The 24,951-nt window shown below is 45.8% G+C and carries 27 protein-coding genes; 4 read left to right on the top strand and 23 right to left on the bottom strand.

The genetic code is table 11. The features are described 5' to 3' along the window. Nucleotides 1–63: 63 nt before the first annotated feature. From OO016_RS04390 to OO016_RS04400, 3 genes are read right to left on the bottom strand one after another with little or no spacing between them, the layout of a single operon-like run. A complete protein-coding gene (locus tag OO016_RS04390; RefSeq protein ID WP_266011163.1) occupies nt 64–2,526 on the bottom strand; it encodes a ligase-associated DNA damage response DEXH box helicase in 2,463 nt (820 codons plus the stop codon). A gap of 6 nt (nt 2,527–2,532) precedes the next feature. Beyond that, nucleotides 2,533–4,170 (bottom strand): ATP-dependent DNA ligase, encoded by a 1,638-nt coding sequence (locus tag OO016_RS04395; protein WP_266011165.1) that lies wholly within the window; start codon nt 4,168–4,170, stop codon nt 2,533–2,535. After that, entirely contained in the window at nt 4,167–5,207 is a 1,041-nt protein-coding gene (locus OO016_RS04400; protein WP_266011167.1) for a ligase-associated DNA damage response exonuclease, read from the bottom strand. The genes OO016_RS04395 and OO016_RS04400 overlap by 4 nt, the downstream gene beginning before the upstream one ends. 191 nt (nt 5,208–5,398) lie before the next feature. On the opposite strand from OO016_RS04400, the gene OO016_RS04405 reads away from it, so the two are divergent. Then, nucleotides 5,399–5,776, top strand: a complete 378-nt coding sequence (locus OO016_RS04405) for a tellurite resistance TerB family protein (RefSeq protein WP_266011169.1) — start codon at nt 5,399–5,401, stop codon at nt 5,774–5,776. 4 nt (nt 5,777–5,780) lie between these two features. On the opposite strand, the gene fbp is transcribed toward OO016_RS04405, so the two are convergent. Then, on the bottom strand, nt 5,781–6,794 hold the full coding sequence (gene fbp / locus OO016_RS04410) for a class 1 fructose-bisphosphatase (protein WP_266011171.1): 1,014 nt from the start codon (nt 6,792–6,794) through the stop codon (nt 5,781–5,783). Nucleotides 6,795–6,900: 106 nt separating this feature from the next. Between fbp and OO016_RS04415 the strand changes: the two genes are divergently transcribed. The 3 genes from OO016_RS04415 to OO016_RS04425 all read left to right on the top strand — a co-directional run bounded on the left by OO016_RS04415 (nt 6,901) and on the right by OO016_RS04425 (nt 10,523). Continuing rightward, nucleotides 6,901–7,383: a GNAT family N-acetyltransferase gene (locus tag OO016_RS04415; protein WP_266011173.1), complete on the top strand. Its 483-nt coding sequence runs from the start codon at nt 6,901–6,903 to the stop codon at nt 7,381–7,383. Then, complete coding sequence (locus OO016_RS04420; protein WP_266011175.1) at nt 7,380–8,630, top strand: aspartate kinase; 1,251 nt, start codon at nt 7,380–7,382, stop codon at nt 8,628–8,630. Before OO016_RS04415 ends, OO016_RS04420 begins: the two co-directional genes overlap by 4 nt. 81 nt (nt 8,631–8,711) lie before the next feature. Next, the gene (locus tag OO016_RS04425; protein WP_266011177.1) at nt 8,712–10,523 is read left to right on the top strand and encodes a GNAT family N-acyltransferase; all 1,812 of its coding nucleotides are present in this window, start codon (nt 8,712–8,714) and stop codon (nt 10,521–10,523) included. On the opposite strand, the gene OO016_RS04430 is transcribed toward OO016_RS04425, so the two are convergent. The 19 genes from OO016_RS04430 to OO016_RS04525 form a co-directional block, all read right to left on the bottom strand. After that, entirely contained in the window at nt 10,516–10,938 is a 423-nt protein-coding gene (locus OO016_RS04430) for an arsenate reductase ArsC (RefSeq protein ID WP_266011179.1), read from the bottom strand. The genes OO016_RS04425 and OO016_RS04430 overlap by 8 nt on opposite strands. Nucleotides 10,939–10,996: 58 nt before the next feature. Next, nucleotides 10,997–11,497 (bottom strand): GNAT family N-acetyltransferase, encoded by a 501-nt coding sequence (locus OO016_RS04435; RefSeq protein ID WP_266011181.1) that lies wholly within the window; start codon nt 11,495–11,497, stop codon nt 10,997–10,999. Between the two features lie 21 nt (nt 11,498–11,518). Then, complete coding sequence (locus OO016_RS04440; protein ID WP_266011182.1) at nt 11,519–12,007, bottom strand: DUF6428 family protein; 489 nt, start codon at nt 12,005–12,007, stop codon at nt 11,519–11,521. A gap of 10 nt (nt 12,008–12,017) precedes the next feature. Beyond that, nucleotides 12,018–12,341 carry an ArsR/SmtB family transcription factor gene (locus OO016_RS04445; RefSeq protein WP_266011183.1) on the bottom strand — a complete coding sequence of 108 codons (324 nt, stop codon included), beginning with the start codon at nt 12,339–12,341 and terminating at the stop codon, nt 12,018–12,020. A 75-nt stretch (nt 12,342–12,416) separates the two neighbouring features. Continuing rightward, the gene (locus OO016_RS04450) at nt 12,417–12,854 is read right to left on the bottom strand and encodes a TM2 domain-containing protein (RefSeq protein ID WP_266011184.1); all 438 of its coding nucleotides are present in this window, start codon (nt 12,852–12,854) and stop codon (nt 12,417–12,419) included. A 101-nt stretch (nt 12,855–12,955) separates the two neighbouring features. Further along, the gene (locus OO016_RS04455) at nt 12,956–13,342 is read right to left on the bottom strand and encodes a VOC family protein (RefSeq protein ID WP_266011185.1); all 387 of its coding nucleotides are present in this window, start codon (nt 13,340–13,342) and stop codon (nt 12,956–12,958) included. 5 nt (nt 13,343–13,347) lie between these two features. Continuing rightward, nucleotides 13,348–13,803, bottom strand: coding sequence for a DUF1801 domain-containing protein (locus OO016_RS04460; RefSeq protein WP_266011187.1), 456 nt, complete (start codon nt 13,801–13,803; stop codon nt 13,348–13,350). A 6-nt stretch (nt 13,804–13,809) separates the two neighbouring features. After that, the gene (locus OO016_RS04465) at nt 13,810–14,268 is read right to left on the bottom strand and encodes a DUF4199 domain-containing protein (RefSeq protein WP_266011189.1); all 459 of its coding nucleotides are present in this window, start codon (nt 14,266–14,268) and stop codon (nt 13,810–13,812) included. A 101-nt stretch (nt 14,269–14,369) separates the two neighbouring features. Then, the gene (locus OO016_RS14420) at nt 14,370–14,780 is read right to left on the bottom strand and encodes a response regulator transcription factor (protein WP_369413825.1); all 411 of its coding nucleotides are present in this window, start codon (nt 14,778–14,780) and stop codon (nt 14,370–14,372) included. Nucleotides 14,781–14,789: 9 nt separating this feature from the next. Further along, nucleotides 14,790–15,728 carry a 2-hydroxyacid dehydrogenase gene (locus OO016_RS04475; protein WP_266011191.1) on the bottom strand — a complete coding sequence of 313 codons (939 nt, stop codon included), beginning with the start codon at nt 15,726–15,728 and terminating at the stop codon, nt 14,790–14,792. Then, on the bottom strand, nt 15,729–16,094 hold the full coding sequence (locus OO016_RS04480; RefSeq protein ID WP_266011192.1) for a cupin domain-containing protein: 366 nt from the start codon (nt 16,092–16,094) through the stop codon (nt 15,729–15,731). Then, complete coding sequence (locus OO016_RS04485) at nt 16,091–17,017, bottom strand: carbon-nitrogen hydrolase family protein (RefSeq protein WP_266011193.1); 927 nt, start codon at nt 17,015–17,017, stop codon at nt 16,091–16,093. The genes OO016_RS04480 and OO016_RS04485 overlap by 4 nt, the downstream gene beginning before the upstream one ends. 65 nt (nt 17,018–17,082) lie before the next feature. After that, on the bottom strand, nt 17,083–18,435 hold the full coding sequence (mgtE, locus tag OO016_RS04490) for a magnesium transporter (RefSeq protein ID WP_266011195.1): 1,353 nt from the start codon (nt 18,433–18,435) through the stop codon (nt 17,083–17,085). After that, nucleotides 18,422–19,291: a 16S rRNA (adenine(1518)-N(6)/adenine(1519)-N(6))-dimethyltransferase RsmA gene (gene rsmA / locus OO016_RS04495; protein ID WP_439649304.1), complete on the bottom strand. Its 870-nt coding sequence runs from the start codon at nt 19,289–19,291 to the stop codon at nt 18,422–18,424. The genes mgtE and rsmA overlap by 14 nt, the downstream gene beginning before the upstream one ends. Before the next feature lie 12 nt (nt 19,292–19,303). Then, entirely contained in the window at nt 19,304–19,942 is a 639-nt protein-coding gene (locus OO016_RS14455) for a DUF4286 family protein (protein WP_369413826.1), read from the bottom strand. A 68-nt stretch (nt 19,943–20,010) separates the two neighbouring features. Then, nucleotides 20,011–21,795, bottom strand: a complete 1,785-nt coding sequence (locus tag OO016_RS04510; protein WP_266011197.1) for a tetratricopeptide repeat protein — start codon at nt 21,793–21,795, stop codon at nt 20,011–20,013. A gap of 73 nt (nt 21,796–21,868) precedes the next feature. Then, nucleotides 21,869–22,252, bottom strand: coding sequence for a nuclear transport factor 2 family protein (locus OO016_RS04515; RefSeq protein ID WP_266011199.1), 384 nt, complete (start codon nt 22,250–22,252; stop codon nt 21,869–21,871). Beyond that, nucleotides 22,252–23,523, bottom strand: a complete 1,272-nt coding sequence (gene serS / locus OO016_RS04520) for a serine--tRNA ligase (RefSeq protein WP_266011201.1) — start codon at nt 23,521–23,523, stop codon at nt 22,252–22,254. Before serS ends, OO016_RS04515 begins: the two co-directional genes overlap by 1 nt. Before the next feature lie 86 nt (nt 23,524–23,609). Beyond that, a complete protein-coding gene (locus OO016_RS04525; RefSeq protein WP_266011203.1) occupies nt 23,610–24,950 on the bottom strand; it encodes an HTTM domain-containing protein in 1,341 nt (446 codons plus the stop codon). Nucleotide 24,951: the final 1 nt, after the last annotated feature.

Genomic DNA, 24,951 nt, shown 5'->3' on the forward strand with positions numbered 1-24,951 from the left:
TAACAAAGGTAAAAAAGAACCGCTTTTGACCCGGCAGCTAATTAATGCAGATTTGGAGAAAACTTATTTGTTGAGGATTGCAGTCATTTTACGAATGCGGTCTGCAAGTTTTTCACTGGAAAGTTTTTCGCGCAGTCGGTCTGTGATGATCGGAAAGGAAAAAGGCGTGGGTTTCTTACAGGCCTTCCATACGATTTCCTGCCCGGCAATACGTTGTAGCGCTAACCTGAGTCGTCCCTCCTCCAGCTGATGCTCAAAGGTTTCACGATAGGCCTGCAGGTAGAGCAGATTGTCTGGTTCATAATCCTTAAACACATCAAAAAGCAATTGGGAGCTGCTTTGCAGGTGCTTCATCTTGATCCCCTTTTCCGGGTAGCCGGTAAAAACCAAACCGCTGATAACGGCTATGTCCCGAAATTTTCTTCGGGCCATTTCAGTAGAATTCAGGCTTTTCTGCAGGTCTTCTAATAAATAGTCCGTGGTAAACAGGTCGTTATCCAGTACCTGTTGCATATCTACCTCTTTGTCTGAAAGAAGCTCGAAACCGTAATCGTTAAAAGCGAGGGAAAAGGATATGGGCAATAGTAAACTTATCCTGTAGCTAAGCAGGCTTCCAAGGGCTTCGTGAACAAAGCGTCCCTCAAAAGGATAAAAAACATGGTGGTAACCATCACGGGTTTTGAAGGTCTCAATTAGAAATTCTTTTGGTTTGGGGACAGTACTTTCTGCCCGCTGTCTTGCAAATACCGGGGCCAGGGATTGAATCTCAATGGATTGTTCACTCGTGGGCCGACTTGCTGTATACAATTCCTCCCTCAGGATTTTGGACATCTGTGCAGACAGGGTCAGTCGACCTCCCATCCAGGCCGGCACCTTGCTGGTTTTTTTACTTGAATTCCGAACGAGCACCTGCATTTCCTTGATGCGGATAAATTCGAGGTTCCTTCCGGCAAATGTGAAAACATCCCCTCTTTTTAACTTGGAAATGAAGTGTTCTTCTATTGTGCCAATATATCCTCCTTTTTGATAGCGAACGGTAATATTCGCATCTCCAACTATGGTCCCGATCTGAAAACGATGTCTCATGGCTACCCCGCGATTGGTTACTTTAAAGCAACCATCCTCTGCAACCGTTACTTTTTTGTATTCATCGTATGATTGCAGGCTCTGGCTTCCCAGTGCTATGTAATTCAGCAGCCACTCCCATTCTTCACGGCTCATGCCCTGGTAACAAAAAGTGCTCTGGATCTCGGGATAGATTTCTTCGGGGTAAAACCCATCCGAAACCGCCAGTGTAGTCAGGTACTGCACCAGGACATCGTAACTGTTGAGGTAGGGGATCCGGTCTTCCACGGCTTTTGACTTTACGGCCTGCTGCAGGGCGGAGGCTTCAACCAGTTCAATGGCATGGGTGGGCAGGAAGTAGATCACGCTTTCCTGTCCCGGCCTGTGTCCACTCCTTCCGGCACGCTGTAGAAAGCGGGCAACACCTTTCGGGCCCCCAATCTGCACAACAGTTTCCACAGGAGCAAAATCCACTCCCAGGTCAAGGCTGGAGGTGCAGACAACGGCTTTAAGGCTTTCATTGCGGATGGCCTGTTCTACCCAGAGTCGTGTTTCTTTATTAATACTACCATGATGCATGGCGATTTCACCCGCTAATTCCGGGTGCCTTTCGAGGATTTTCTGGAACCATATCTCACACTGGCTCCTGGTATTGGTAAAGATCAGGGTGGTTTTGCTTTGCTCTATAATGGGTATAACCGATTCCAGCAATCGCAACCCGAGATGTCCCCTCCAGGGGAAGGTCTCCATAGTTTCCGGAATAATGCTTCTAACCGTGATTTTCTTGTTGAGCTCTGCCCTTAGAAGGATTGAATTTTTCCAATGATCTGTATCGGGTCCTAACAGTACTTCCCGTGCTTCTTCCAGATTTCCAATGGTAGCCGAAATGCCCCATATCCTGAGGTCCTTAGTAATGGATTTCAGTCGTGACAGGCCTAGTTCCATCTGTACTCCCCGTTTGGTGCCGAGGAGCTCGTGCCATTCGTCTACCACTATGGCAAAACAAGATCTAAAGATGTCCGGATATCCCTTTGTCGCCAGTAAAAGCTGAAGGCTTTCAGGGGTGGTAATGAGCAAGTCTGGCATAGACCTTCGCTGTTTTTGCCTTTCAGATGTTGAGGTATCCCCTGTACGAATCCCTACCGTTAAGGGTGTACCCAGGTCCCGGGTTACCCGTTCCGCAGATTGTCTGATTTCCTGTGAAAGTGCACGGAGCGGGGTAATCCAGATAGCCTTAAGCCCTTTTTTATGCTTGGTTTTATAATCCGGATTTTGCGCTATGTACTGTAGTACGATGGGAAACCATAAAGCATAGGTCTTCCCACTGCCTGTGGGGGCGTTTAGCAAACCGTTCCTGCCATTCAGGAAAGCTGTCCAGGCATCTTTTTGGAACGCATGCGGGGTCCACCCCTGTTGGGTAAACCATTCTTCAGCGATTTTAAAAAGTGCGGTGGAAGTCATCCGGGTTTAGTTATTTCCATTCGTGGTACTATCCCCGGACATTGGGATGAGTTGTTTAAGATCGTCCAGTGTATTGGCTTCGTCTATAGGCTTGTCCTGCCTCCACCTGCGCATGCGCGGAAAACGCGTAGCCACACCGCTTTTATGTCTTTTGGACCAGGCTATCCCTTCAAAGGCAATTTCAAAAACGTGATGCGGGGTTACCTGGCGCACCGGCCCAAAGCGATCCACCGTATTCTTCTTGATCCAGGAATCGATCTTCCTGAATTCTGCATCCGTGAGTCCTGAGTAGGCTTTAGCAAAGGTAACCAGTTCCCGTTTTCCCTCTGCGTTGGTATCCCAGAGGGCAAAGGTATAATCGGTAAAAAGGTTGCTTCGTCTTCCGTGGCCGCGCATGGCATAGGTAAGGACAGCATCAATGGTGAGCGGGTCTACCTTCCATTTCCACCAGTTCCCTTTTTTTCTACCTACTTCATAGGGCGAATTGGCGCGTTTCAGCATCAGTCCTTCGCTACGGAGTTCCCGGGATTTTTCCCGCTCCTGAGCTACTTCATCCCAGGAATTAAATTGTAGTGCGGGAGAAACGGCTATGGGTAGGGTGGAATTTTCAAGCAGAGGTTTCAGAACAGCTTCGAGGTGCTCCCGTCGTTTGCGGTAACCCAGCTGGCGTATGTCTTTGCCTTCCCACTCCAATAAATCGTAAGCTTTAATGATTACAGGAATTTTTTTCATCAGTGCTTTGGAAACCTTTTTACGACCAATGCGCGTTTGCATCTCATTAAAAGAACCTATCTGTCCGTTGGGAAATGGAAGCAGTTCTCCGTCAAGTACCGTACCATCGGGAAGTAAATCAGCGAGTTGATGTAGCTCCGGGTATTTATCCGTAACCAGTTCTTCACCACGACTCCAGATGAATATATTGCGCTTGCGAACGATTAGCTGAGCCCGGATACCGTCCCATTTATGTTCCACATACCATTCATTTGGGTTGCCGAGTTTCTCAAGGGGCCCTTCCAAGGCATAGGCCAGGAAAAAAGGATAGGGTTTGGAAAGAAAATCGGCTTCATTTTCCTCTTCTACGAGCTGTTTAAAACTAACCGAGGAGGGATCCCAGTTGCCCATCAGCCGATAGGCCAGGATATCCTCATCAACCCCTGTTGCCCTGGAAAGGGCCCTTGTCATCAGTTTCTGGCTTACGCCTATCCGAAACCCTCCTGTAATCAATTTGTTGAAAACAAATCGCTGGTAATAGTCCATTTGTTTCCAGTTCTCAATCAGATAGGCCTTTTTCTCTTCTTCTGTTCGGGGTTTTAGCGCAATAATCTCCTCAAGGTAAGAAGACAATGCTTTTGTTGAGTTATTGGTCGTTGTGGGGACAATAAGGGCAATGGTTTCTGCCAGGTCTCCCACTATGTGATAACTTTCTTCAAACAACCAGTATGGGATGGTTGCCCATTCGGCTGCCCAGCTGCGCATCAGGGTGGTATTAACCGGCCTGGGTGGCCGGCGATGCGATAGCAGGGCGATAGTCCACACCTTGTCCTTATCCGAGACCTCTTTGAAATAAGCAGTCAGGGCATCTACCTTTCTATTGGTTTTATTGGTGCCATCCAGTGTTTTTATAAGTTCGGCAAATTCCTTCATTCGGCATTTTCCAATTTATCCTGCTGTTGCTCTGCTGATGAATTCACCTCCCCGGATTCACCTTCATAGAGGGTAGCTTCTGTCCGGGCGTCAAACCCTTTTTCCCTTAGGAATCGGGAGAAAATATCTGTATAGCCATGGGTGCAGATAATCTGATTAGCCCCTGTGGCGTCAATTGCCTGTAGCAGGCCGTCCCAGTCGCAATGATCACTTAACACAAAACCCTTGTCAATGGCCCTCCTTCTGCGCGCCCCCCGAAAAGCCATCCATCCGCTGGCCGTTGCGGTCACGTAGGGAACCATTCTTTTCAACCAGGTACTCCCGTGGGCACTGGGAGGAGCTAATACCAGAGAGCCTTTTATCTCCTGGGTTTTTGTATCTCTTGTTATAAGGTTTGTCTCGGGAAAATCCACCTGTTGTCTGAGTACCTCAGTCATATTTTCCACGGCAGCATGGGTATAAATGGGCCCAATACCCGGGTCTAAAAATTTTAACAGCCGTTGTGCCTTCCCCAGGCTGTAGCCGAAGAGTACTGAGGTTAGGCCTTCTGCCCTGTTTTGTGCCCACCAGGAATTGATACCCTGGAAGACTTCTTCCTGCGGCCTCCATTTGAAGGCAGGCAGGCCAAAGGTACATTCGGTAATGAAAGTGTTGCATTGAACCGGTTCAAAGGCTGTGGTAAATCCGTCATTCTCTATTTTGTAATCCCCTGAGAACACCCACACCTCTCCCTTGTATTCTACACGTATCTGTGATGAGCCAATGATATGTCCTGCAGGATGCAGGCTGAATTTTACTCCATTAATTGAAAAGGTTTCCCCCCATTCTTTACCACTGATGGAGATGTCGCCCAGGCGGTGCTTTACGATAGGTATATTGGAATTTTGACTAATGTACTTCTTATGTCCCCAACGGCTATGATCTGCATGGCCATGGGAGATAATGGCCTTGTTTACCGGCTTCCAGGGATCCAGGAATACGTCGGCCTGCCCGCAATATATACCCCTGTCCGTAAATTGTAGTAATGGCTTTTTCACAGCGGGCTTAAATTACTAAATTCAAAAGGATCACCTGGTGGATTTAGCATATTATTGGCAACTTCACCTGCCGAAATTTTTCTTTCAGGGGGGCGGTTTTGCGAGGGAAAAAAGTATCTTTGTAGGACTAAAAGTTTTACCAGAACATGCCCATTGTAGATTTATACAGACACAGTGCAAAAAGGAAAAATATGGCGCATTTCGCCACACTGGCGTCGCTTGCTGCTGTAGATGGAGAATTAAATCCGCAGGAGAAAAAATTAATTGACCGTTTTGCCGATAAATTGGACATTACCGAGGCTGAGTACAAGGAAGTAATGGATAAGTCCAACAGGTATCCGATTGATCCTTCCCATAGCAAGAAAGAACGCTATGAAAGATTATTCGACTTGTTTCGTATTATTTATGCCGATCATGAGTTTGCCGCGGATGAGCTTGGCCTTGTGAAGAAATATGTACTTGGCCTTGGATTCCCCACCAATCAGGCAGACAGCATTATTGAAAGATCAATTGCTGTTTTTACCGGCCGGATTCGTTTTGAGGATTACTATCACTTTATGAACAAGTAGTCGTCTAGGTATCTGGATACCGTGCCATAAAAGATTCGGCTTTTTCCACCATTTTTCGACTTCCGCAGAAAAAGGGAACTCTTTCGTGCAGTTCCGTAGGTTGTATTTCCATGATTCGCTGGTAGCCGTTGCTGGCCCTGCCGTTGGCCTGTTCCGCCAGGAAGGCCATCGGATTGCATTCGTAAAGCAGGCGAAGTTTTCCGTTACTGGCCTTGCTGCTTTTCGGGTAAATATAGATGCCTCCTTTGATCATATTGCGATGGAAATCGGAAACCAGAGAACCAATGTATCGGGAAGTGTAGGGCCTATCTTCTTCTTCCATCTGGCAATATTTGATATAGTCCTTGACGCCCTGAGGAAAATGGACATAGTTCCCTTCATTGATGGAATAGATATTGCCTTTTTCAGGAAATTCCATATTGGGGTGCGACAGGTAAAATGTCCCAATGGCCGGATTGAGGGTAAAGCCATGTACGCCATGTCCCGTTGTATAGACCAGCATGGTAGAGGTGCCGTAAACCACATAGCCTGCAGCTACCTGGTTCACGCCGGGCTGTAGAAAGTCCTGCAGGGTAACCGGTGTTCCTATTGGGGTAATTCGCCTGTAAATGGAAAAAATGGTACCCACAGACACATTTACGTCTATATTGGAAGACCCGTCCAGAGGATCGATTAAGACCACATATTTATTCTGGTGCAGCTCATCATGACTGTTAATGGAGATAAAATCATCCTCTTCCTCTGAGGCAATCCCACATACAATTTCCCTGTTTTTAAGGGTTTGGATGAACTTTTCGTTTGCCAGTACATCCAGTTTTTGCTGATCTTCCCCCTGGATATTAGTGTCACCTGCTGCTCCCAGGATGTCTATTAGACCGGCCTTGTTGACTTCATGGTTAACAACTTTCGCAGCTAATCGAATAGCATTGATCAGCTTGGAGAGTTCCCCGGTGGAATACTGGAACGCCGCCTGATGTTCAATAATAAACTCCCCAAGTGTTTTGTTCCTTTGTTCCATGCTAAGTCAGGTTATTCTATAAACAAATATCGGGTATTTTGTGATACTTTTCGGTTGGTATAGACAGAGCATGATAAATATTTAACTTTGAGTTTTATTTATAACAATGAAAAGAATTCTCATCCGGGAAGCAGTTAAGGCAGACATGCCCAGGGTCCTCGAATTGATCAGGGAATTGGCTGTATTTGAACGCGAGCCCGATGCAGTGGAAGTTACAGCAGCACAATTAGAAGAAGACGGCTTTGGCAGCAATATTGCTTTCCAATCCTTTGTAGCCGAAGTTGAAGGAAAAGTGGGTGGTATGGCTCTGGTCTATCCCAGGTATTCCACCTGGAAAGGGGTAGTGCTTCACTTGGAAGACCTTATTGTAACTGAAGCCATGCGCGGTATGGGGTTGGGTGAGGCTTTGCTGGACCGGGTGGTTCAGTATGGATCCGAACTAGGGGTAAAAAGAATTAGCTGGGAAGTACTGGACTGGAATACACCGGCAATTGACTTTTACGAAAAGAAGGGAGCCTTGCTTTTGCGAGATTGGGATGTGGTTCACCTGGATGAAGAGGGAATTCGAAATTATTTGAAGAACATATGAGGGTATACAAATTCGGAGGAGCTTCCGTAAAAGATGCCGACGGGGTAAGAAACCTGGTGTCGGTACTCAAAGCCACAGGGTATGAAGATACTTTCCTGGTAGTTTCGGCAATGGGCAAGACCACAAATGCCATGGAAGCTGTGGTAGATGCATATTTCTCTGACAAAGGGTCCGTAAAATCTGCTGTTGAGGAAGTGAGGGGGTATCATCTGGATATTCTGAAGGAACTTTTCCCTGAAAAACAGGACCCTGTTTATAAAAAGGTTGGGGAACTTTTTGAGGAAATAACCGGATTTCTTGCCTGGAACAAATCACCCAAATACAATTTTGTATATGATCAGGTAGTGGGGTATGGGGAACTGCTTTCCACCAGCATTGTATATGCATTCTTAAATAAATCCGGTGTCGCCTGCGAATTCCTGGATGTACGGAATTTTATAAAAACAGACAGCAATTACAGGGATGTAAAAGTCAACTGGGAAAAAACTCAGGAAAGGGTGTCTAAGGGGGTTCAGAAAGGCAAGCTATACATTACCCAGGGTTTTCTCGGCAGTGATGAAAACAACTTTACCACCACACTGGGGAGGGAAGGGTCGGATTATACCGCTGCTATCCTGGCCTACTGCCTGAATGCCGAATCGGTAACTATATGGAAGGATGTTCCCGGAGTTTTGAATGCAGACCCCCGCTATTTTGACGAGACCCAATTGCTCAACAGAATTTCATACCGCGAAGCCATTGAGCTGGCCTTTTACGGGGCCTCGGTTATCCACCCGAAAACCCTGCAACCTCTGCAGCGAAAAGAGATACCCCTGAAGGTTAAGTCTTTTCTCAATCCAGAAGATCCGGGAACAACCGTAGGTAAGGGTGTAAAGATTGCGCCGGAAGTGCCCTGCTTTATTGTCAAAAAGAACCAGGTATTGATGAAACTGTCTTCTTTGGATTTTTCATTTATAGTCGAAGACAGCATTGGCGATCTGTTCAAGCTATTGCACGATCATAAGATGAAAGTAGACCTGATACAGAACTCTGCGATCAGCTTTTCCGTATGTGTGGATAATACCCTGGGCCGCCTCGATGAATTGCTGGACCATTTAAAAGGGAAATTTAAGGTAGTACACTATGAAGGGGTTTCCCTCTATACCATCCGCCATTTTAATACAGAAGCCATTGAATCCCTTCAAAACGGCAAGGAAGTTTTACTGGAACAGCGTGGAAGGGAAACCATCCAGCTGGTTGTCAAATAGTTTGGAAGGCAGCATTGATCTTCAAAAAAATCCAGCGTCCAAGGTGCATTTTCCTATATTTACTTCAAGTTTTACCGCAATATGGCCCTAGTAACCGGAAAAGAAGTAGCCAAGGCAATTGGTCTTGATAAATACGGGTTCTTTGGAACCTTTATGGCCTGGCTATTAATGCAGATTACACAGATCACCAGCATAAACCGGTTTTACAGGAAACATCAGCATCTGGAAGCTCAGGAATTTTTGGATCGCATTCTCGAACATTATGAGATTAAGTTTGAGATTCCTGAGGAAGATTTCAAGAGGTTGCCCAGCCAGGGAGCCTATATTACCATTAGCAATCACCCCCTTGGTGGTATAGATGGTGTATTGCTTTTAAAATTATTGCTTCAGCGCCGCCCGGATTTTAAGATAATAGCCAATTTCCTCCTGCACCGTGTTGCCCCTTTGGCACCCTACATCCTGCCTGTAAACCCCTTTGAAGACCGGAAAGAAGTAAAAAGCAGCATAGCCGGGTTTAAAAATGCCATTGCCCATCTCCGGGATGGCCATCCACTGGGGATATTCCCTGCCGGGGAAGTATCTACCTATAAAGACGGGAAACTGATTGTTGACAGGCCCTGGGAAGAGGCGGCTATAAAACTGATCAGGAAAGCTGAGGTTCCCGTAGTGCCGATATATTTCCATGCGCGGAACAGCAAATTGTTCTACCGCTTATCTCGCATACACGATATTTTCAGGACAGCCAAGCTTCCTTCTGAACTAAATACACAGCGGAACAGGGTTATAAGGGTAAGAATTGGACAACCCATCAACGTAGCCACCCAAAAAGAACACGGCAGTCTTGAAGAATTTGCCGATTTGCTGAGGCGGAAAACCTATATGCTTGCCAATGCCTATGAAAAGGAACGCCTGATAGACCAGATTCCTTCCAGCTTGAAGATCCCCAAACCACCAAGGAAGATTGCCAGTGCTGTGCGCACGGAGGTTATTGAAGGTGAAATAGAAAAACTCAGGGAGAAGGATTGCCGATTGCTGCAAAGTAGAAATTACGAGGTTTTTCTGGCACAGAAAAAAGACATGCCTTTTATACTGAAAGAGATCGGGAGACAACGTGAGGTTACTTTCAGGGCCATAGGTGAAGGGACTAACAACCCCATAGACCTGGATCGTTTTGACGAATATTATCACCATCTTTTTCTCTGGGATAATCAGGAGAAGGCCATCGTAGGTGCATATCGGATGGGAATGGGGGCAGAGATCTTTGCCACCTATGGAATCGATGGTTTTTATTTGCAGGACCTTTTCGGTTTTGAACCGGAGTTATACGGTATGATGAGTAGGTCTATTGAAATGGGGAGGGCATACATCATTGAAGAATACCAGCAAAAACCCATGCCGCTCTTCTTGCTCTGGAAAGGTATTGTACATACCACACTGCGTTTTCCGGAACACAAATACCTTATTGGTGGCGTGAGTATAAGTAACCAGTTCTCCAATTTTTCCAAGTCGCTCATGATAGAATTCATGAAATCCAATTACTGGGATCCCTATGTGGCTCAATATGTGCGTCCCAAAAAGGAGTTCAAGGTAAAGCTGAACGACGCCGATAAGGAGTTCATATTTGACGAGACCAAGGCCGATCTGAATAAGTTCGATAAACTCATTGAAGAAGTTGAGCCTGGAAGCCTCAGGCTTCCGGTCCTGATCAAAAAGTACATCAAGCAAAATGCAAAAGTAGTGGCCTTTAATGTAGATCCGCTTTTCAACAATTCCGTGGATGGGTTGATGTATATCAAGATTGCAGACCTGCCAGAAAGTACGGTAAAGCCAGTTATGGAAGAGTTCCAGGCGGAGCTGGAACGCCGGCATATGGAAGGAAATCCTCCTAGTTAAGCCCTTCTTCCTTCAAAAAATTTTGCAGGTATTCCCGAATCTCATTCCGGGTGTTTTCAAAAGCCTGGTGAATTTCCTCTTTGGTTCCCTCTACCTTGGAAGGATCACTAAAATTATGGTGCAGTCTCCTGGCACTTTTTGAGGGTATAAAGGGACAGTTCTCTTTGGCGTGATCGCAAACAGTGATTATGTAATCCCAGGCGATGCCTTCATATTCATCCACATGGTTGGAGGTATGGCCGCTGATGTCTATTTCATCTTCGGCCATGATGGATACTGCTCCTGGATTTAATCCGTGGGTTTCAATTCCCGCGCTGTATACGGCTAGTTTTCCCTTGGAGAGAGCGTTCAGATAGCCATGTGCCATTTGGCTGCGACAGGAATTACCAGTACAGAGTACTAAAATATTTTTCATTGCAGGTTTAATTTCTTTATAATAGGTTTTCAATTTCTTTTGTTCGGTCCAAGAATTACTAATCCAGCCCCACTTTGTTACTTCTTCTTTCGAATATGAGATTGTCATACCACAACCCGTTAAGTTTCCCGATCCTTTCCCGCTTTCCCAGAAAACGGAACCCCATTTTTTTGTGTAAACTTATGCTTCCCTGATTCTCAGGGAAAATTCCTGCCTGCAGAGTCCAGAACCCTTCCTTTTCACTCGCTTTTATCAAAACTTCCAAAAGAGCCTGGCCCATGCCCCTTCCTCTGGAATTTTTGCCAACATAGATACTTACTTCTGCAACACCGCCATAAACACATCTGCCGGAGACGGGTGACAATGCCGCCCAGCCTATAATCTCTCCGGAATCTTCAGAAACAAATCTGCAGGATTCGAAATGGGCAGCATCCCAATCGGAATAGTCTGGTACTGCTGTTTCAAAAGTAGCATAACCGGTATCAATTCCCTCCTGGTAGATCCTGCTTACGTGGGACCAGTCTGCGCTTTCCATATTCCTGATTATGAAGGCGGCCATGGGGTAATAAAGTTAATTAGCTTAACAGCAACCGCTTCCCGGAGCGCATTTAGTGGCCGGAGTACTCAGGACTTCTTCCGGGATGCCACATTCGGATTTGGCCTTACAGTCGGTTATGTCGGGGGCCAGTTTAACCCTGAGTTGTTGCGTTTCTATATCTACGCCCATAACCGGTAATTGGGCTGTATGAAAGTTGGCATTGCCGTATTCAAACTTTAGTATCGCATCCTGCTGTAAGGGTTTTATTTTGTCGACCCTGTTGATTATACTCATAGCCTTAAAGGCACTCATATAGCTTCTGGACTCTTTTTCAACCGGACTCTCCCAAAGCTGTATTACGGTTTCCTTCCAGAAATCTGTACCTGCTCCACAGTCGACAGTGTCCACACTTACATTTTTTATTTCTGTGATATGGTAGTTGGGAGCCACGGTCTCGCCATGCCTATATTCAAATAGGAGGCTTTTGCCGGGATTTTGTTCAAGAAGCTCAATAAATTCTCTTGTTTTCATGGTTTTTGTTTTAGCAACAATTAATTGATGTTTGATCAAAAAAGTCATTCAGGCCCTCCTGAACGGATTTCCACTTGTCAGCGTTAAGGCAGTAGCATACTTTTTTCCCTTCAATTTCACCCTGAATGAGGCCAATGCTCTTGAGTTCCTTCAGGTGCTGGGAAATTGTGGGTTGGGCCAGTCCTACTTCGGATACGATATCCTTGCAAATACAGGACTTCTGTTCACTTATGTATTCAAGAATAGCAATTCGTGCAGGATGGGCCAGTACCCTGAAGATCTGTGCCAGTTCATTTTGGCGGTCACTGAATATTTGTGATTTGGTCAGGCCCATATTTTTATTTTAATATTGCAATATTACGATAATAAATAAAACAAAAAAAGCCGGAATAGGAATCCGGCTAATTTTTTAGAACCAGGGTTTTTTGCCAGCCTGGTAAGTGTTGTAAAAATCCTCATCGGATTTGGTAAGATAGATGATGCCTTCAATAAGCCCGATAAGCCCGGTGATCCAAACGATAAAAACGCCAATCCCAATGCAACTGAGAGCAAACCCGACCAAAGTTAAGGCCAGCAGAATAATACCCTCCTTCTGGTATCCCAGCACAAATTTGTGTATGCCTAAAGATCCCAGGACTATAGCCAGGATTCCGGCCAGAATTTTCTTGTTATCCCCGCCACCGGCATCTTTAAGTCCCTCCTGAAATTCCTGTGCAGTTTTCTTTGCCTCTTCGGCAAAATCACCGGCTTTTTCCTTGGCTTCTTCCGCCGCCTCCTTGGCAGTTTCTTTGGCGTCTTCAAAGACCTTCTTGGCCTTATCTCCTAAATCTTGTTTATCGTCGGACATGGTATGAGTTGTTGGTTAATAGTTTTTAAATGTAGGAAAATATTTGTTTCAGTAAAACAGGGAAACCGAATTTAAAAACTATTGACAAACAGTGCCTTAGATTAAAGAAAAGCGCTGTCCACTGGCTCCCAAAGTTCTATCTTGTTTCCTTCCGGATCCATGATCCAGCCGAACTTACCGTAATCATATTCCTGCATTTCCCCAACAATCGTTACTCCTTCTTCCTTCAAAACGGCTAGTAATTCAACCAGATTTTCAACGCGAAAATTCATCATAAACGGTTTTTCGCTTGGTTTGAAGTAGGCAGTATCTTCTTTAAATGGGCTCCATTGAGTAGAACAGGCTTTACCTGCATCGTCTTTCCACCAGAAAGTACATCCGTATTGATCTGTATTGAGACCCAGATGATCCTGGTACCATGTCTTGATTTTATCCGGATTACCGGTTTTGAAAAAGAACCCACCCAGACCAGTTACTCTTTTTTCCATATTGCTTATCGTTTTACTGTATTTTCATAGGTGCGGATCCAATCAGCCACACTTATTTTACTTACCAGTTCCCCGAGGAGTTCGTAGGGAATATCATTCGGATTTTTGAAACGGATGCAGCTTTTGCCCATATCCAGCTTGCGTTTACTGTGTTTGGGGAATTCTGTGGTAAACCATTCCAACAGTTCAGGATCGGAATATATCCCCATATGGTAAAACCCGATATGGTTCTTTTGGGAAGCCAGGTTCAAAAAGGGGAGGGGTAATTCCGGGCTGCAATGGTATCCATCCTGATAAATGCTGTGTGGTACCACATAACCTATCATCCCGTAATTCATGGTTTCCTCAAAACCTTCAGGGAGGTTGTTGAGGACTACCCGCCTTAATTTTTCCATCACTTCCTTCCGTTCGGGAGGTAATTCAGCCAGATAGGCTTCCGGAGTTTTCGCTTTCGATATCATGTGGCTTTATTTTTTTTGAAGGATCAATGCCGAGATAATGGAGATAATGAGACCCAATATAGTCACTGTTGCAAACATCAGGAGGGCGGCCAGTCCACTGGTAAATTCAGGGATTTCACCTTTATACCCCTGGTTACGCATAGCTATTTCGTATTCTTCAAAGAAATTGGGGTTGATTGCTGTAGTGTAGATGTAATCGGCGATACCAAAGCCTACAGCCGTGATCAGGGAGATTAAAAGACCAATGATCAGCGCCTTTCCAAAATTCACCCTTCCCTCGTTTTCCCTGTCCCGGAAATGCTTGATCCCGAAAAAAACAAAGATCAGGGAGACGATCATTGAGGTGTAGCCCAGTACTTCCTGAGTACTGTAGGACAGTTCCTGCCCAAAGTACAGGGCCCCTAAAAAAATTACTATGGCAAAGATAAGGCCATAGATGCCAAATTTAATTACAGTTGTTTTCATAGAACGATGCGTTTTGATTTCTCCCAAAAGTACCGGGTCTTTTGTCCGCGAGACTCATACTAAAGTACCAAAAAGCTCCAACTAAAGTACCAATCAGGCATTTACAGTATGTTCAGTTGCCTGGCGATCTTAACTGCCTGGGTACGTCTCTGGGCATTTAGTTTTAGCAGCAGGTTGGATACATGGGTCTTCACGGTGCTTTCAGACAGGTAGAGTTTATCTGCAATTTCCCTGTTGGAAAGTCCTCTGGAGATTTCCTGCAATACCTCGTACTCCCTTTTACTCAGGCCCAGTTCAGCGATTTTGTCTGTATCAACCTCCGACGTATTGTTCGTTTTTGAAGAGAGGCTTTTTTTGTTCAGGTATATCCCGATGAAGAAAAAGGCCAGGGCTACGGCGGCGATGACAAGTTCAATCTTCAGATTACCACCAACTACTGCATAGGTGCTTAGTTTAAAGAGCAACATTATGGCTATTGCCAGGAAACCAAATATCCAAACCGTCTTTCTCACCTAATAAAGTTATGAAAATCTCAGGCTGATCTTATTCAGTATTGTTTGGGCCAGTTTTACCTTGCTCTCCCTGCTCCATCCTGCTACATGGGGGGTAAGCAATACATTGTTAGCCTTTATTAGGTATTGAAAAGCCTCAGGCAAATCACCTTTTGCAAAGAGGTTTTCAAATGACGATTTCTCATATTCCAGTACATCCAGCCCGGCCCCCAGTATTTTACCGGATTTCAGTGCTTCAACCAGGTCTATTGTATTTACACATTTTCCCCTGGCGGTATTGAGGAACCAGATGGGTTTGTGAAAGGCCTGGATGAAATCGGCATTGATCATGTTTGTGGTAAGAGGTGTTTGGGGTACATGAAGGCTCAGTACGTCCGTTCTTTGCTGCAGTTCCATAATGCCTACCTGACGCGCATTGGCATCGCCAACACCACCCAGAATATCGTAGCAGATTACCTCCACATCAAAACCGCCTAGTTTTTGTGCAAAGGCCTTACCCATATTGCCGTAGCCAATAATCCCAACGATTTTACCATCCAGTTCAACACCTCGGTTTCCTTCCCTGTCCCAGATACCCCGTTGAATTTCCCGGTGGGCTTTATTGAAATTGTTGAACAGGGATAACAGCATGCCCAGGGTATGTTCCCCTACGGCATTCCGGTTACCTTCCGGGGCCGCAGCCAGGAAAATATCCTGTTCCATGGCATAATAGGTGTCTATGTTCTCAAGACCAGCGCCTACCCGTCCTATGAACTTGAGGTTGGTGGCCTTCTCCAGAAATGACCTGTCCAGGGTAATGCGGCTTCGGATAATAATGCCATCGTATTCAGCGATGACTTTTTCGATATCTTCCTTGCCAGAGGAATAGTCGGCCACGTTCTCATAACCGAGCTTTTCAAGTCCTTCCCATAATAGTGGGTGGTTGGTATCCAGGTGAAGTACTTTCATTTAAATTTTCGGATAGTGTGTTTTTGTCCTTTCGTCCTTTACAGAGCCGGTATGTTTAGTGCTTTTCTTTTCGAATAACATCAGATGCACTTCCTCCCCATTTGCTGTTGAAGGGCAATGTTCCACGCCCTTGGGCACCACAATTAGCTCGCCTTCCCGGACTATTTCTGTTCGATCCCTGAACTGCATCTGCAGGGTTCCCCTGATAACCAAAAATAATTCGTCCTCTTCTTTATGCTTGTGCCATACAAAATCGCCTTTAACCTTGGCCAGCAGCACCTGCATATCTTCAATTTCAGCAATTTGATGGGGATGCCAATGGGCACTGAATGCCTTTAATTTTGCTTTTAGATTTATCGGAGTCATGCCTGTTCTTTTCGTATGTCTGGTTGGCCTTTTACTTCAAACCGGAAGATATCATTTCTGCTGTAGTGCCCAACAGGGTCAAAATCCAGCCTGCTTTGGCTCACTTCGTCCAGGTCAAGCGAACATACCAGGGCCCCTACCCTATTCCATAGGGGGCCCTCAATGATCTTGCCCAGGGGGGATATAATTACGCTGCCACCCGGACAGATTTCCTCGGTTTGATCGGGTAATAAGTTTTGATAGGTTTCCGGATACATGGACCTGGTAAAGTACTGATTGCAGCCTATCACAAAACATCGTCCTTCCAGGGCAATGTGCTTCAAACTGTCTATCCATTCCGGTCGTGCATCCGCTGTAGGAGCCAGGTATATATGGACACCTTTCCGGTACATGGAGAGCCTGGCCAGGGGCATATAGTTCTCCCAACAGATCAGTCCCCCCAATCGTCCCACCCTGGTGTCAAAGGTCACTAATGTGGATGCATCCCCTTCTGCCCATACGATTCGTTCTGTACCTGTAGGCTTTATTTTTCTGTGTACCCCCAGGAAACCCCCTGATGGTGAAATGTATACCATGGAACAGTACAAACTGCCATGATCTGCCTCTTTTTCAGTTACCCCCAAAACCAGGTAAACCCCATTTTCATGAGCAACTTCTTCCAGAAATTCAATATCCCTTCCCTGAAGGGAAATGCTTTGCCGGTGATACTCTTCATAGAGTTTCCTGCCCTGGCTGGTTCGATTGCCAATTGTGGCTCCAAAGGTGAACCCCCTGGGATAACCGGGGATGAATGATTCCGGAAACACCAGCAATTCACAGCCCTTTTCCGCATAAATTTTGCATAAAGCTGAAACCTTTTGCAAGCAGGCTTCCTTATCGAAAAAAACCGGGCTTTCCTGAATAACGGCAACTTTAACCTTCATATTTCTAAAAGGGGAGATCTTACACCTTCGTACCCAAGGTAGCTATTTTTTCAAACAAGAGGGCTTCAGATACCCAGGATGAGCTTTGCTATCCAAAAATAGATGAGAATCCCGAAAATATCATTGCTGGTAGTGATAAAGGGGCCTGTGGCAATAGCGGGGTCAATGCCCCTTTTGTGAAGGAACAAAGGAGTGAATGTGCCAATAATTCCAGCCACTACGATTACTGCAATCAGGGAAATGGATATAGCCAGTGCTGTAGGAAAATTGCCTTTCCAGAACCAGGTGAAAAACAGAAGGACCAGGGCTAGCACCAGGCCATTCAGGGTAGCCAGCAGGATTTCCTTGACCAATCGATTGGAGATACTGCCTTTAAGGTCGTCGTTCGCAAGTCCCTGCACAATTATTGCACTGGATTGAACGCCTACATTTCCTGCCATAGCTGCGATTAGTGGTGTAAAAAAGAACAGTATGGCATGCTTGCTGATCATTTCTTCAAATCCACCCATTATGGCCGCGGCGCCCACACCTCCGATGAGGCCCAGAAAGAGCCAGGGCAGGCGGGCCCGCGTAAGATCCAGGATGCTGTCGTCCGCTTCAACATCCTGCGAGATCCCCGCAGCGAGCTGATAATCCTTTTCTGCTTCTTCCTTAATGACATCAACAATATCGTCAATGGTGATACGACCCACCAGTCGGCCAATTTCATCCACAACAGGAATGGCCTCCAGGTCGTATTTAGACATGATCCGGGCAACTTCTTCAGGCTTTTCATTCACATTTACGGAATCCACCTTTGGGATGTAGACATCTTTTATGGGGGCTGTAGTTGATGTGGTCAGCAGATCTTTCAGGGAAAGGCGACCTTTAAGGATATCCTGATCGTCTACCACGTATATGGAATGCACCCTCGTAACATTTTCAGCCTGAGTGCGCATTTCCTTTACGCAGGTAAGTACGTTCCAGTTTTCATTCACCTTAACCAGTTCCTTTGCCATGAGACCCCCCGCGGAATTCTCTTCGTAGCGCAACAGGTCTACGATCGCTTCGGCGTGATCCCGGTCCTCGATTTCAGAAATTACCTGCTGTACAATTTCCTTCGGAAGCTCGGCTACAATATCGGCGGCATCATCCGTATCCAGTTCCTCCAGCTCCTCGGCGATCTCCTTTGATGACAGGTTTTTAAGGATGGCCTCCCTTACATCATCATCCAGTTCTGTAAGTACATCAGAAGTCTTATCACTATCCAGAAGCTTGATGAGGTAAGTAGCCTGGTCCTCTTCAATTTCGTTGGCAATCTCGGCGACATCCGCATAGTGCACATCTTCCAGGATGGAAAGCAACCTGGAATCCTGCTGTTCTTCTATAAGCTGTTCAATTTCAGCAAGCAGTTCGTCTGTAAGCTTAAACGGTGTCATTTTCTATCTTCCGGGTGAGTGCAATAAAATCGGAAACATCCAATTGTTCCGGGCGTTGGTCAAAGATAGTATCTTCTTTTAGATTATCGGATAGGTCAAAGGTTTTTAAACTATTGCGCAGGGTTTTCCGCCTGTGATTGAAAGCGGCCTTTACTACCCTGAAAAAAAGTGCTTCGTCGCATTCCAATTGGAAGGGTTGCTTTCTTGCGAGATGGATCACCCCGGACTGTACCTTCGGAGGTGGATCGAATACTTCCGGGTGCACGGTAAAAAGGTAACGAGCCTCATAAAATGCCTGGGTCAGCACGGAGAGGATACCGTAGGCCTTGCTTCCCTTTTTTTCACATATCCTTTTGGCTACCTCCTTTTGGAACATACCCGAAAATTCAGGTATCCTGTCCCTGTGCTTGAGCATTTTGAAAACGATTTGTGAGGAAATATTGTATGGAAAGTTTCCGGTAATAGCAAAGTCCTCCCCTGAGAAAAGTGCCGACAGATCTTCTTTCAGGAAATCTGCCTCGAGTATTTCCAGCTTTTTGAGGTGGGGCAGCGTTTCAGGGTGCAAGAGAGGGAAATGTTCTTTGAGAAAGGAAACGGATTCCGTATCAATTTCCATTACGCATAGCGAGATCTCCTTTTCCAGAAGGAACCTTGTAAGCACACCCATCCCGGGGCCTATTTCCAGTACATTGGAGCAATCTTTGAGTAATAGGGTATCCGCGATTTTCCGTGCAATGTTTTCGTCTTTAAGAAAATGCTGGCCCAGATGCTTTTTTGCCCGGACGTCTGAAGAAGCGCTTTTGCCCTTTGCTGATTGTGATTTTTTCCTGTGAGATCTACCCTGTTTACCTTTCACCTGTATGTAAGTTTAAACAGATTTTTCCTGATATACCCAGGCTTCTGTACCCGAGGCCAGGGTAACGCGCTTTCGCATATAGGCTTCTCCTTCGTACTGGTCTGCACGTCGGAGGTCGTCGTTACTAACCACAAATACTTCGCCGCTTACCTGATCCTCATCTTGTCCTGTAGCCTCAACGGAAGGATAAAGTCCTGACACTTTGTTCCTGTGGATGCGGTAGCCGGCAAGCATGTCTTTTTTTCCGTCTAATTCCCTTGCAAATACCAGTTGCCTCACTTCGCTTTCCAGCAGTGTACCGTAAACAAACAGGTGTTCGGTAGCACTCTCCACGGCCTTTTGCTGTATATCCAGAACCTCTAATTCTGTGCGGAATGCTACAAAATGCTCCCCGAATCGCTGCTGTGTATCCCGCCTAAGGCGTGGTGCATCTTCATTGTAATACCGTTCCAGGCTTTCCCGGTTCAATGCGGTGTACTGTACAGAATAAGTGACGCCTCCCATTTCTTCCTCTACCAGCACTTTACTCATTTTTGCCTCGGTGAACTTCCCGGTAGCCAGCATATCCGGAATATGTTCTTCGCGCATCCATTCCAACCAGGATTGCTGCACTTTTTCGTCAATATTGATGGTGACATTATATATTATCATAATTCCCGGTTTGGTAGTTTAAGGGGGATTATTAAAGTGCCGAAGAGAAATTTTATAATTGCCTCAGGTCAATTTACAACATCTCCCCGCAAGATCCTGAAATTTTTCCTGGCCAGGGGAAAATAATAGCTGTCCTGATAGTTATAAATGATCTGCTCGTAGTGATATTTTGCCTTTTCAGGCTGATCCAGAAAGTTTCTGTAGAGTTCGGCAATTGCGAAATGCGCATCGTCTGCCAGGATATCCTGCCCGTAAAACTCCACTACCTTCAGGTAATTAAGTCGGGCAGCATCGTAATCCTTCATTTCTTCCAGAAGTTGACCCTGTCTGAGCAGGGCTTCATCTTCTATTTTTTCACCCTTATGGTTTTCCAGGATTTCATCCAGTGTTTCAATTGCCTCGGTGGTTTTGTTCTGGTAGGCCAGAAAATCGGCCCTGGCATATTTTTTAAGGGCAGTTTGTGTAGAATCTTCCAGGGTATTGTCAGAAATCAGCAGGCTCAATTGCATGGCGTCATTGGCAATTAGCTGGGTGCTGGATCCGCGTAACACCTTCAACTGGGTAAGGGCCCAGTCGAAGTCGCCCTTGTAAAAACTGGTCTGGGCAACCCTATAGCGGGCCTCCTGTCCCAGGGGATCGTTCTTCAGTCTTTTCTGTATCTGGGAAAAATTAATAAGAGCCTCATTGAACTTCTGACCAAAGACCAGGATATCGCCAAGGGCAATTTTTACATAGGCCTCGGAATATTTGGTCAGGGGCAATTCAAGTGACCTTTTCAGGATAGCTTCACCCTGCCCGGGAAGACCCTTCCTGAAAGTTAGGAAATTGGCATATGCAATTTGAAGCTGAAGTGTTTCCGGCTGATATCCGTATTCTGCAATGAGGTTTTTGAATTTATTGTCAATGCGCTCCGGGACCTTGTCTGACTGGTCCAGCAATTCAATATCAATAAGGTTGAGTTGGGCGTTCAGTCGGGTAACAGCATTAATACTGTTCTTTTCAATGAATTCGAAAATGGGAATGGCCTGGGTAACCGCTCCGTCTTCGAGAGCCATTTCCCCCAAACTTTCCATGCGTTGCAGGTTGCTTTCAGCCGCCCTCCTGAAAATGGCTTTCTCCTGAATAAAAGCAAGGTTAAATTGTCTCTGCTGTACGAAGAGCCAGCTGAGGAGTTCGTTCCACAAAAGGTCCGGATTGGACTGGGCTTTTTGAAGCAAGAGCCTTTTCAGCATTACGTTATTCGGATCTTCCGGGTTCTGCGAAATAAAGTTGTCTATATTTCTAAGGATGCTAGCCTTGGGCGATTTGCCTTTTACCAGTAACTCCATAAAAGCTCCGTACATTTTTTCTATATCTCCCTGTTCTCCATAGATGCGTGCTATGTAGTAATTATAATCCAACTCCGGATTGAGGGCCATCGCTTTGGAGTATGCCTGCAAGGCGTAATCCAGAAGGGCATACCGTTCAAAGCGCATACCAATGAGGTAACCGAAATTGGGGTTAGCGTCAATAAAAGTCAGGGCTGTTTCGTAGGCTTTTTTGGCCTCTTCCGGTAAATTCTGAAGCGTATAATTATAACCCAATTCAATATGAAGGGTCGGTGAAGTACTTTTACTGTTAATGCGGTCCGTGAGCAGTTTTTCGGCGTCCTTATAACGTTCCAGCTGCTGATAACAGGCAAGCAGGCCTTCCACATAATCTGGCCTCCTTGGGTTGGTTTTTACCAGTCGCTCATAGAATACTACAGCCTTTTTATAATCCCCGTCATTGAGGTACTGTTTGGCCAGGAAATCTGCCTGTCCAATAGCAGGGATCCCCCATAATAAAATCAGTATGAGCCAAATGTGCTTCATGCTCTGTTTTTTACAAAGATAGCACAGTTGTTGGTTAGGGACTGTTAAGGAGAATACAAGACAAGCTCCTGGCCTATGACTGTTGTCTTAGTGAAGTTATTTTGCCCAAAGTTTCGCTGTTGTTGTAAACAATGATCAGCTCGCTGATTTTATGATAGCTGTCCAGCACCATTATATCCACCACATCAAAAACCAGCCGGGAACCATCTTTGAGCGTCCAGTTATAAGTGAAATAAACAGCCAGTTTAGTAGCTTCCCTGTCGCATATGCACTGATGCAGCTGCAATTCCGAGCTCCTGGTATCTGCTAACAGGGAGGTATAGAATTCGTTGGCGCCTAATCGGCCATAAACCGGGGAATCTACTTTGGCATCAGGGGCAAACAATTCCAAAATTTCCTGGAGTTCACCCTTTTGCAGGGCTTCAAGATAACGTTCACCCAGATTACAAAATTCCATTAGCCGATGCGATCAAAGCCTGTGTAGGGCACAAGTACTTCCGGGATCCTGATATGGTCTTCTTCCTGATAGTTTTCAAGAATACCAGCAAGCACCCGTGGCAGGGCGAGTGCGCTTCCGTTCAGGGTATGAGCCAGCTGGGTTTTTTTGTTTTCAGCTCTGTATCGCAATTTCAAACGATTGGCCTGGAAGGTTTCAAAATTGGAAACTGAACTGATTTCCAGCCACCTTTGCTGGGCAGTGGAGTACACTTCGAAATCGTAGGTCATGGCAGAGGTAAAACCCAGGTCCCCTCCACAGAGCCTTAAAATGCGATAAGGCAACTGAAGTTCACGCAGAAGCATTTTTACATGATCTACCATTTTATCCAGGGCCTCATAGGAATTCTCCGGGTATTCTACCCGAACAATTTCCACCTTGTCAAACTGGTGAAGCCGGTTCAGCCCCCGCACATGAGCGCCATAACTTCCCGCTTCCCTTCTGAAACAGGGGGTGTAGCCCGTATATGCAATTGGCAGGTCTTTTTGTTCCAGGATTACATCCCTGAGTATATTGGTTACCGGGACTTCTGCCGTGGGTATAAGGTAGAGGTCATCTACTCCCACATGATACATCATCCCTTCCTTGTCTGGCAATTGTCCCGTGCCATATCCGGAAGCTTCGTTTACCAGGTGGGGTACCTGCATCTCGGTGTAACCGGCTTCTGTATTCTTATCCAGAAAGTACTGAATCAGGGCGCGCTGCAATTTGGCTCCCTTTCCCTTGTAAACCGGAAACCCTGCCCCGGTTATCTTTACACCCAGTTCAAAATCGATGATGTCGTATTGCTGTGCCAGTTCCCAGTGGGGTTTGGCGCCGGCTGCAAGTTCAGGAATATCACCTTCTCTGAAAACTTCCTCATTGTCTTCTTCATTACCTCCTGCAGGTACCAGCTCATGGGGTACATTGGGAATCTGGTATAGTGCTTCCGTGAGTTCGGTGGCGGTGTTGTTGAGGTTCTCTCCAAGTGCTTTGGCTTCTTCCTTGAGGGATGAAGTTTTCTCTTTCAGCGCATTGGCATCTTCTATCTGCTTGTTTTTAAAAAGTATACCTATCTCTTTGGAAAGTTTATTGGACTCTGCAAGGGTGTTATCCAGTTGAGTTTGCAGGGCGCGCCTTTTCTCATCAAGGCTTAACACCTGTTCGATCATGGGGCGTGCCTCCAGGTTTCTTTTTTCAAGGGCTTTGCAAATTTCATCTGCCTTTTCCCGGAGGATATTCAGTTGGAGCATTAGGATTGATTTAGGGCACAAATTTAGGGCTAAAAGCCCAATGAATCAAAGGTGCTTAAGACAGATAAAGGATTGTTCCTTTTGCCTTACTGAATTAGTTGATCAACTTCTGAGGACCAGGGGGCGGGCAAAATCCAGTTGTGATGCCTCCAGGGGTCCCATTTCTCCCGGGCCAGATCAACATTGGGATCAACAAGAGGGGCAAATGCATGATTGTTGACCCGAACCCTACTCTCTACATATACTGCTATTTCTTTCCCCTCCCGCGCATATATATCCTCGAGGTGCTGGGCAAACTGCCAGATAAAATCGGGATAGGCAGCAATCTTTTGTCGTTGTTTAGGGTTTAGATGTTCATGTAAATTTACCGGTCTCCTTTCTCCCGTTTCCCTGTCTACTACAGTAAAGGTAGCCTGTCCCTGGCGAGTCCTGAGCATCATGCGCCAGCTCAAACGATGCCCTTCCTCGGTCCACAGGACATTCCCTGGAATAGCGTGGTGGCGCAGTGGCAGGAGTATCTGGACAACAAAATACAACCCACCTAAAAGCAGTAAGGGCCTGGCATATGCAGGTTTTGTACTTTCTTTCCCCGAATATGCCGTTTTTCCCGGCAAGAAGATCCGCTGTATCGTTTCCGGGGGGTAAAAGAAAACGATAAATGCCAGAGATAGATAGGGAAATATCCCAATTTGAAAGACCATTGAATTAAAAAGGTGGAAAATTATGGAGCATATAAAGGCCAGGTTCCGTGTAGGTTTCCAAAGTAATGCTGGTACTACCAGCAAGTCAAAAAGAATGCCAGTGAGTCCAATAACCTGATGAACCGGCTCCAATTGCAGCCAATCTCCGATAATAGGGTAGTGACTTCTTCCCTTCATCAATATTTCAATGATGCTGAAATCAAACCAGTCCTGATACCATTTTGCGATAGAGGCATAGGTGTAAACAATAAACAATTGCAATACAATTAACCATTTCACATAACTGTACATCCACTCCTTCCTGATCCCGGGATTATTCCTTGCGTCCAGGGAAACGCTATGGTTTGCTGGCAGCAAGCTCATGATCGCTGAAATCAGAATTAGCAGGTAGTAGTGATTGTTGTAAGAGGTTTTTTGCATCAGGTAGGCTCCTGTCCACATTATGGTAAAGGAAAGCATGCTAAGGCGGTATCTGTAGCCAAGTGCAACCAGAATGCCCAGAGAGCCCATAACAAAGAAATAAACATACATGCCAGGCCCAAGCAGGTTGCGCAACCATTCAAATCCAATAAAAGTAAATGTGAAATCCGGGATTACCAGGTTGGTCCTGACCCAGCCGGTCATGATGGCCCCATAGCACTCAAGGCTGATGAGTATCCCGAAAAAGATACGGAAAAGCACCAGGGGGGAGTTATCCATTTTCGTGAAAAGCAGTCGGCTTCCCATG

The sequence above is a fragment of the Lentiprolixibacter aurantiacus genome, from assembly GCF_026241225.1.
GTDB lineage: Bacteria > Bacteroidota > Bacteroidia > Flavobacteriales > Flavobacteriaceae > Lentiprolixibacter > Lentiprolixibacter aurantiacus.

Coding starts and splice junctions, on each gene's coding strand:
- OO016_RS04390 (WP_266011163.1), bottom strand. CDS start 2,526: ATGACTTCCACCGCACTTTTTAAAATCGCTGAAGAATGGTTTACCCAA.
- OO016_RS04395 (WP_266011165.1), bottom strand. CDS start 4,170: ATGAAGGAATTTGCCGAACTTATAAAAACACTGGATGGCACCAATAAA.
- OO016_RS04405 (WP_266011169.1), top strand. CDS start 5,399: ATGGCGCATTTCGCCACACTGGCGTCGCTTGCTGCTGTAGATGGAGAA.
- fbp (WP_266011171.1), bottom strand. CDS start 6,794: ATGGAACAAAGGAACAAAACACTTGGGGAGTTTATTATTGAACATCAG.
- OO016_RS04415 (WP_266011173.1), top strand. CDS start 6,901: ATGAAAAGAATTCTCATCCGGGAAGCAGTTAAGGCAGACATGCCCAGG.
- OO016_RS04420 (WP_266011175.1), top strand. CDS start 7,380: ATGAGGGTATACAAATTCGGAGGAGCTTCCGTAAAAGATGCCGACGGG.
- OO016_RS04425 (WP_266011177.1), top strand. CDS start 8,712: ATGGCCCTAGTAACCGGAAAAGAAGTAGCCAAGGCAATTGGTCTTGAT.
- OO016_RS04430 (WP_266011179.1), bottom strand. CDS start 10,938: ATGAAAAATATTTTAGTACTCTGTACTGGTAATTCCTGTCGCAGCCAA.
- OO016_RS04435 (WP_266011181.1), bottom strand. CDS start 11,497: ATGGCCGCCTTCATAATCAGGAATATGGAAAGCGCAGACTGGTCCCAC.
- OO016_RS04440 (WP_266011182.1), bottom strand. CDS start 12,007: ATGAAAACAAGAGAATTTATTGAGCTTCTTGAACAAAATCCCGGCAAA.
- OO016_RS04445 (WP_266011183.1), bottom strand. CDS start 12,341: ATGGGCCTGACCAAATCACAAATATTCAGTGACCGCCAAAATGAACTG.
- OO016_RS04450 (WP_266011184.1), bottom strand. CDS start 12,854: ATGTCCGACGATAAACAAGATTTAGGAGATAAGGCCAAGAAGGTCTTT.
- OO016_RS04455 (WP_266011185.1), bottom strand. CDS start 13,342: ATGGAAAAAAGAGTAACTGGTCTGGGTGGGTTCTTTTTCAAAACCGGT.
- OO016_RS04460 (WP_266011187.1), bottom strand. CDS start 13,803: ATGATATCGAAAGCGAAAACTCCGGAAGCCTATCTGGCTGAATTACCT.
- OO016_RS04465 (WP_266011189.1), bottom strand. CDS start 14,268: ATGAAAACAACTGTAATTAAATTTGGCATCTATGGCCTTATCTTTGCC.
- OO016_RS04475 (WP_266011191.1), bottom strand. CDS start 15,728: ATGAAAGTACTTCACCTGGATACCAACCACCCACTATTATGGGAAGGA.
- OO016_RS04480 (WP_266011192.1), bottom strand. CDS start 16,094: ATGACTCCGATAAATCTAAAAGCAAAATTAAAGGCATTCAGTGCCCAT.
- OO016_RS04485 (WP_266011193.1), bottom strand. CDS start 17,017: ATGAAGGTTAAAGTTGCCGTTATTCAGGAAAGCCCGGTTTTTTTCGAT.
- mgtE (WP_266011195.1), bottom strand. CDS start 18,435: ATGACACCGTTTAAGCTTACAGACGAACTGCTTGCTGAAATTGAACAG.
- OO016_RS14455 (WP_369413826.1), bottom strand. CDS start 19,942: ATGATAATATATAATGTCACCATCAATATTGACGAAAAAGTGCAGCAA.
- OO016_RS04510 (WP_266011197.1), bottom strand. CDS start 21,795: ATGAAGCACATTTGGCTCATACTGATTTTATTATGGGGGATCCCTGCT.
- OO016_RS04515 (WP_266011199.1), bottom strand. CDS start 22,252: ATGGAATTTTGTAATCTGGGTGAACGTTATCTTGAAGCCCTGCAAAAG.
- serS (WP_266011201.1), bottom strand. CDS start 23,523: ATGCTCCAACTGAATATCCTCCGGGAAAAGGCAGATGAAATTTGCAAA.
- OO016_RS04525 (WP_266011203.1), bottom strand. CDS start 24,950: ATGGGAAGCCGACTGCTTTTCACGAAAATGGATAACTCCCCCCTGGTG.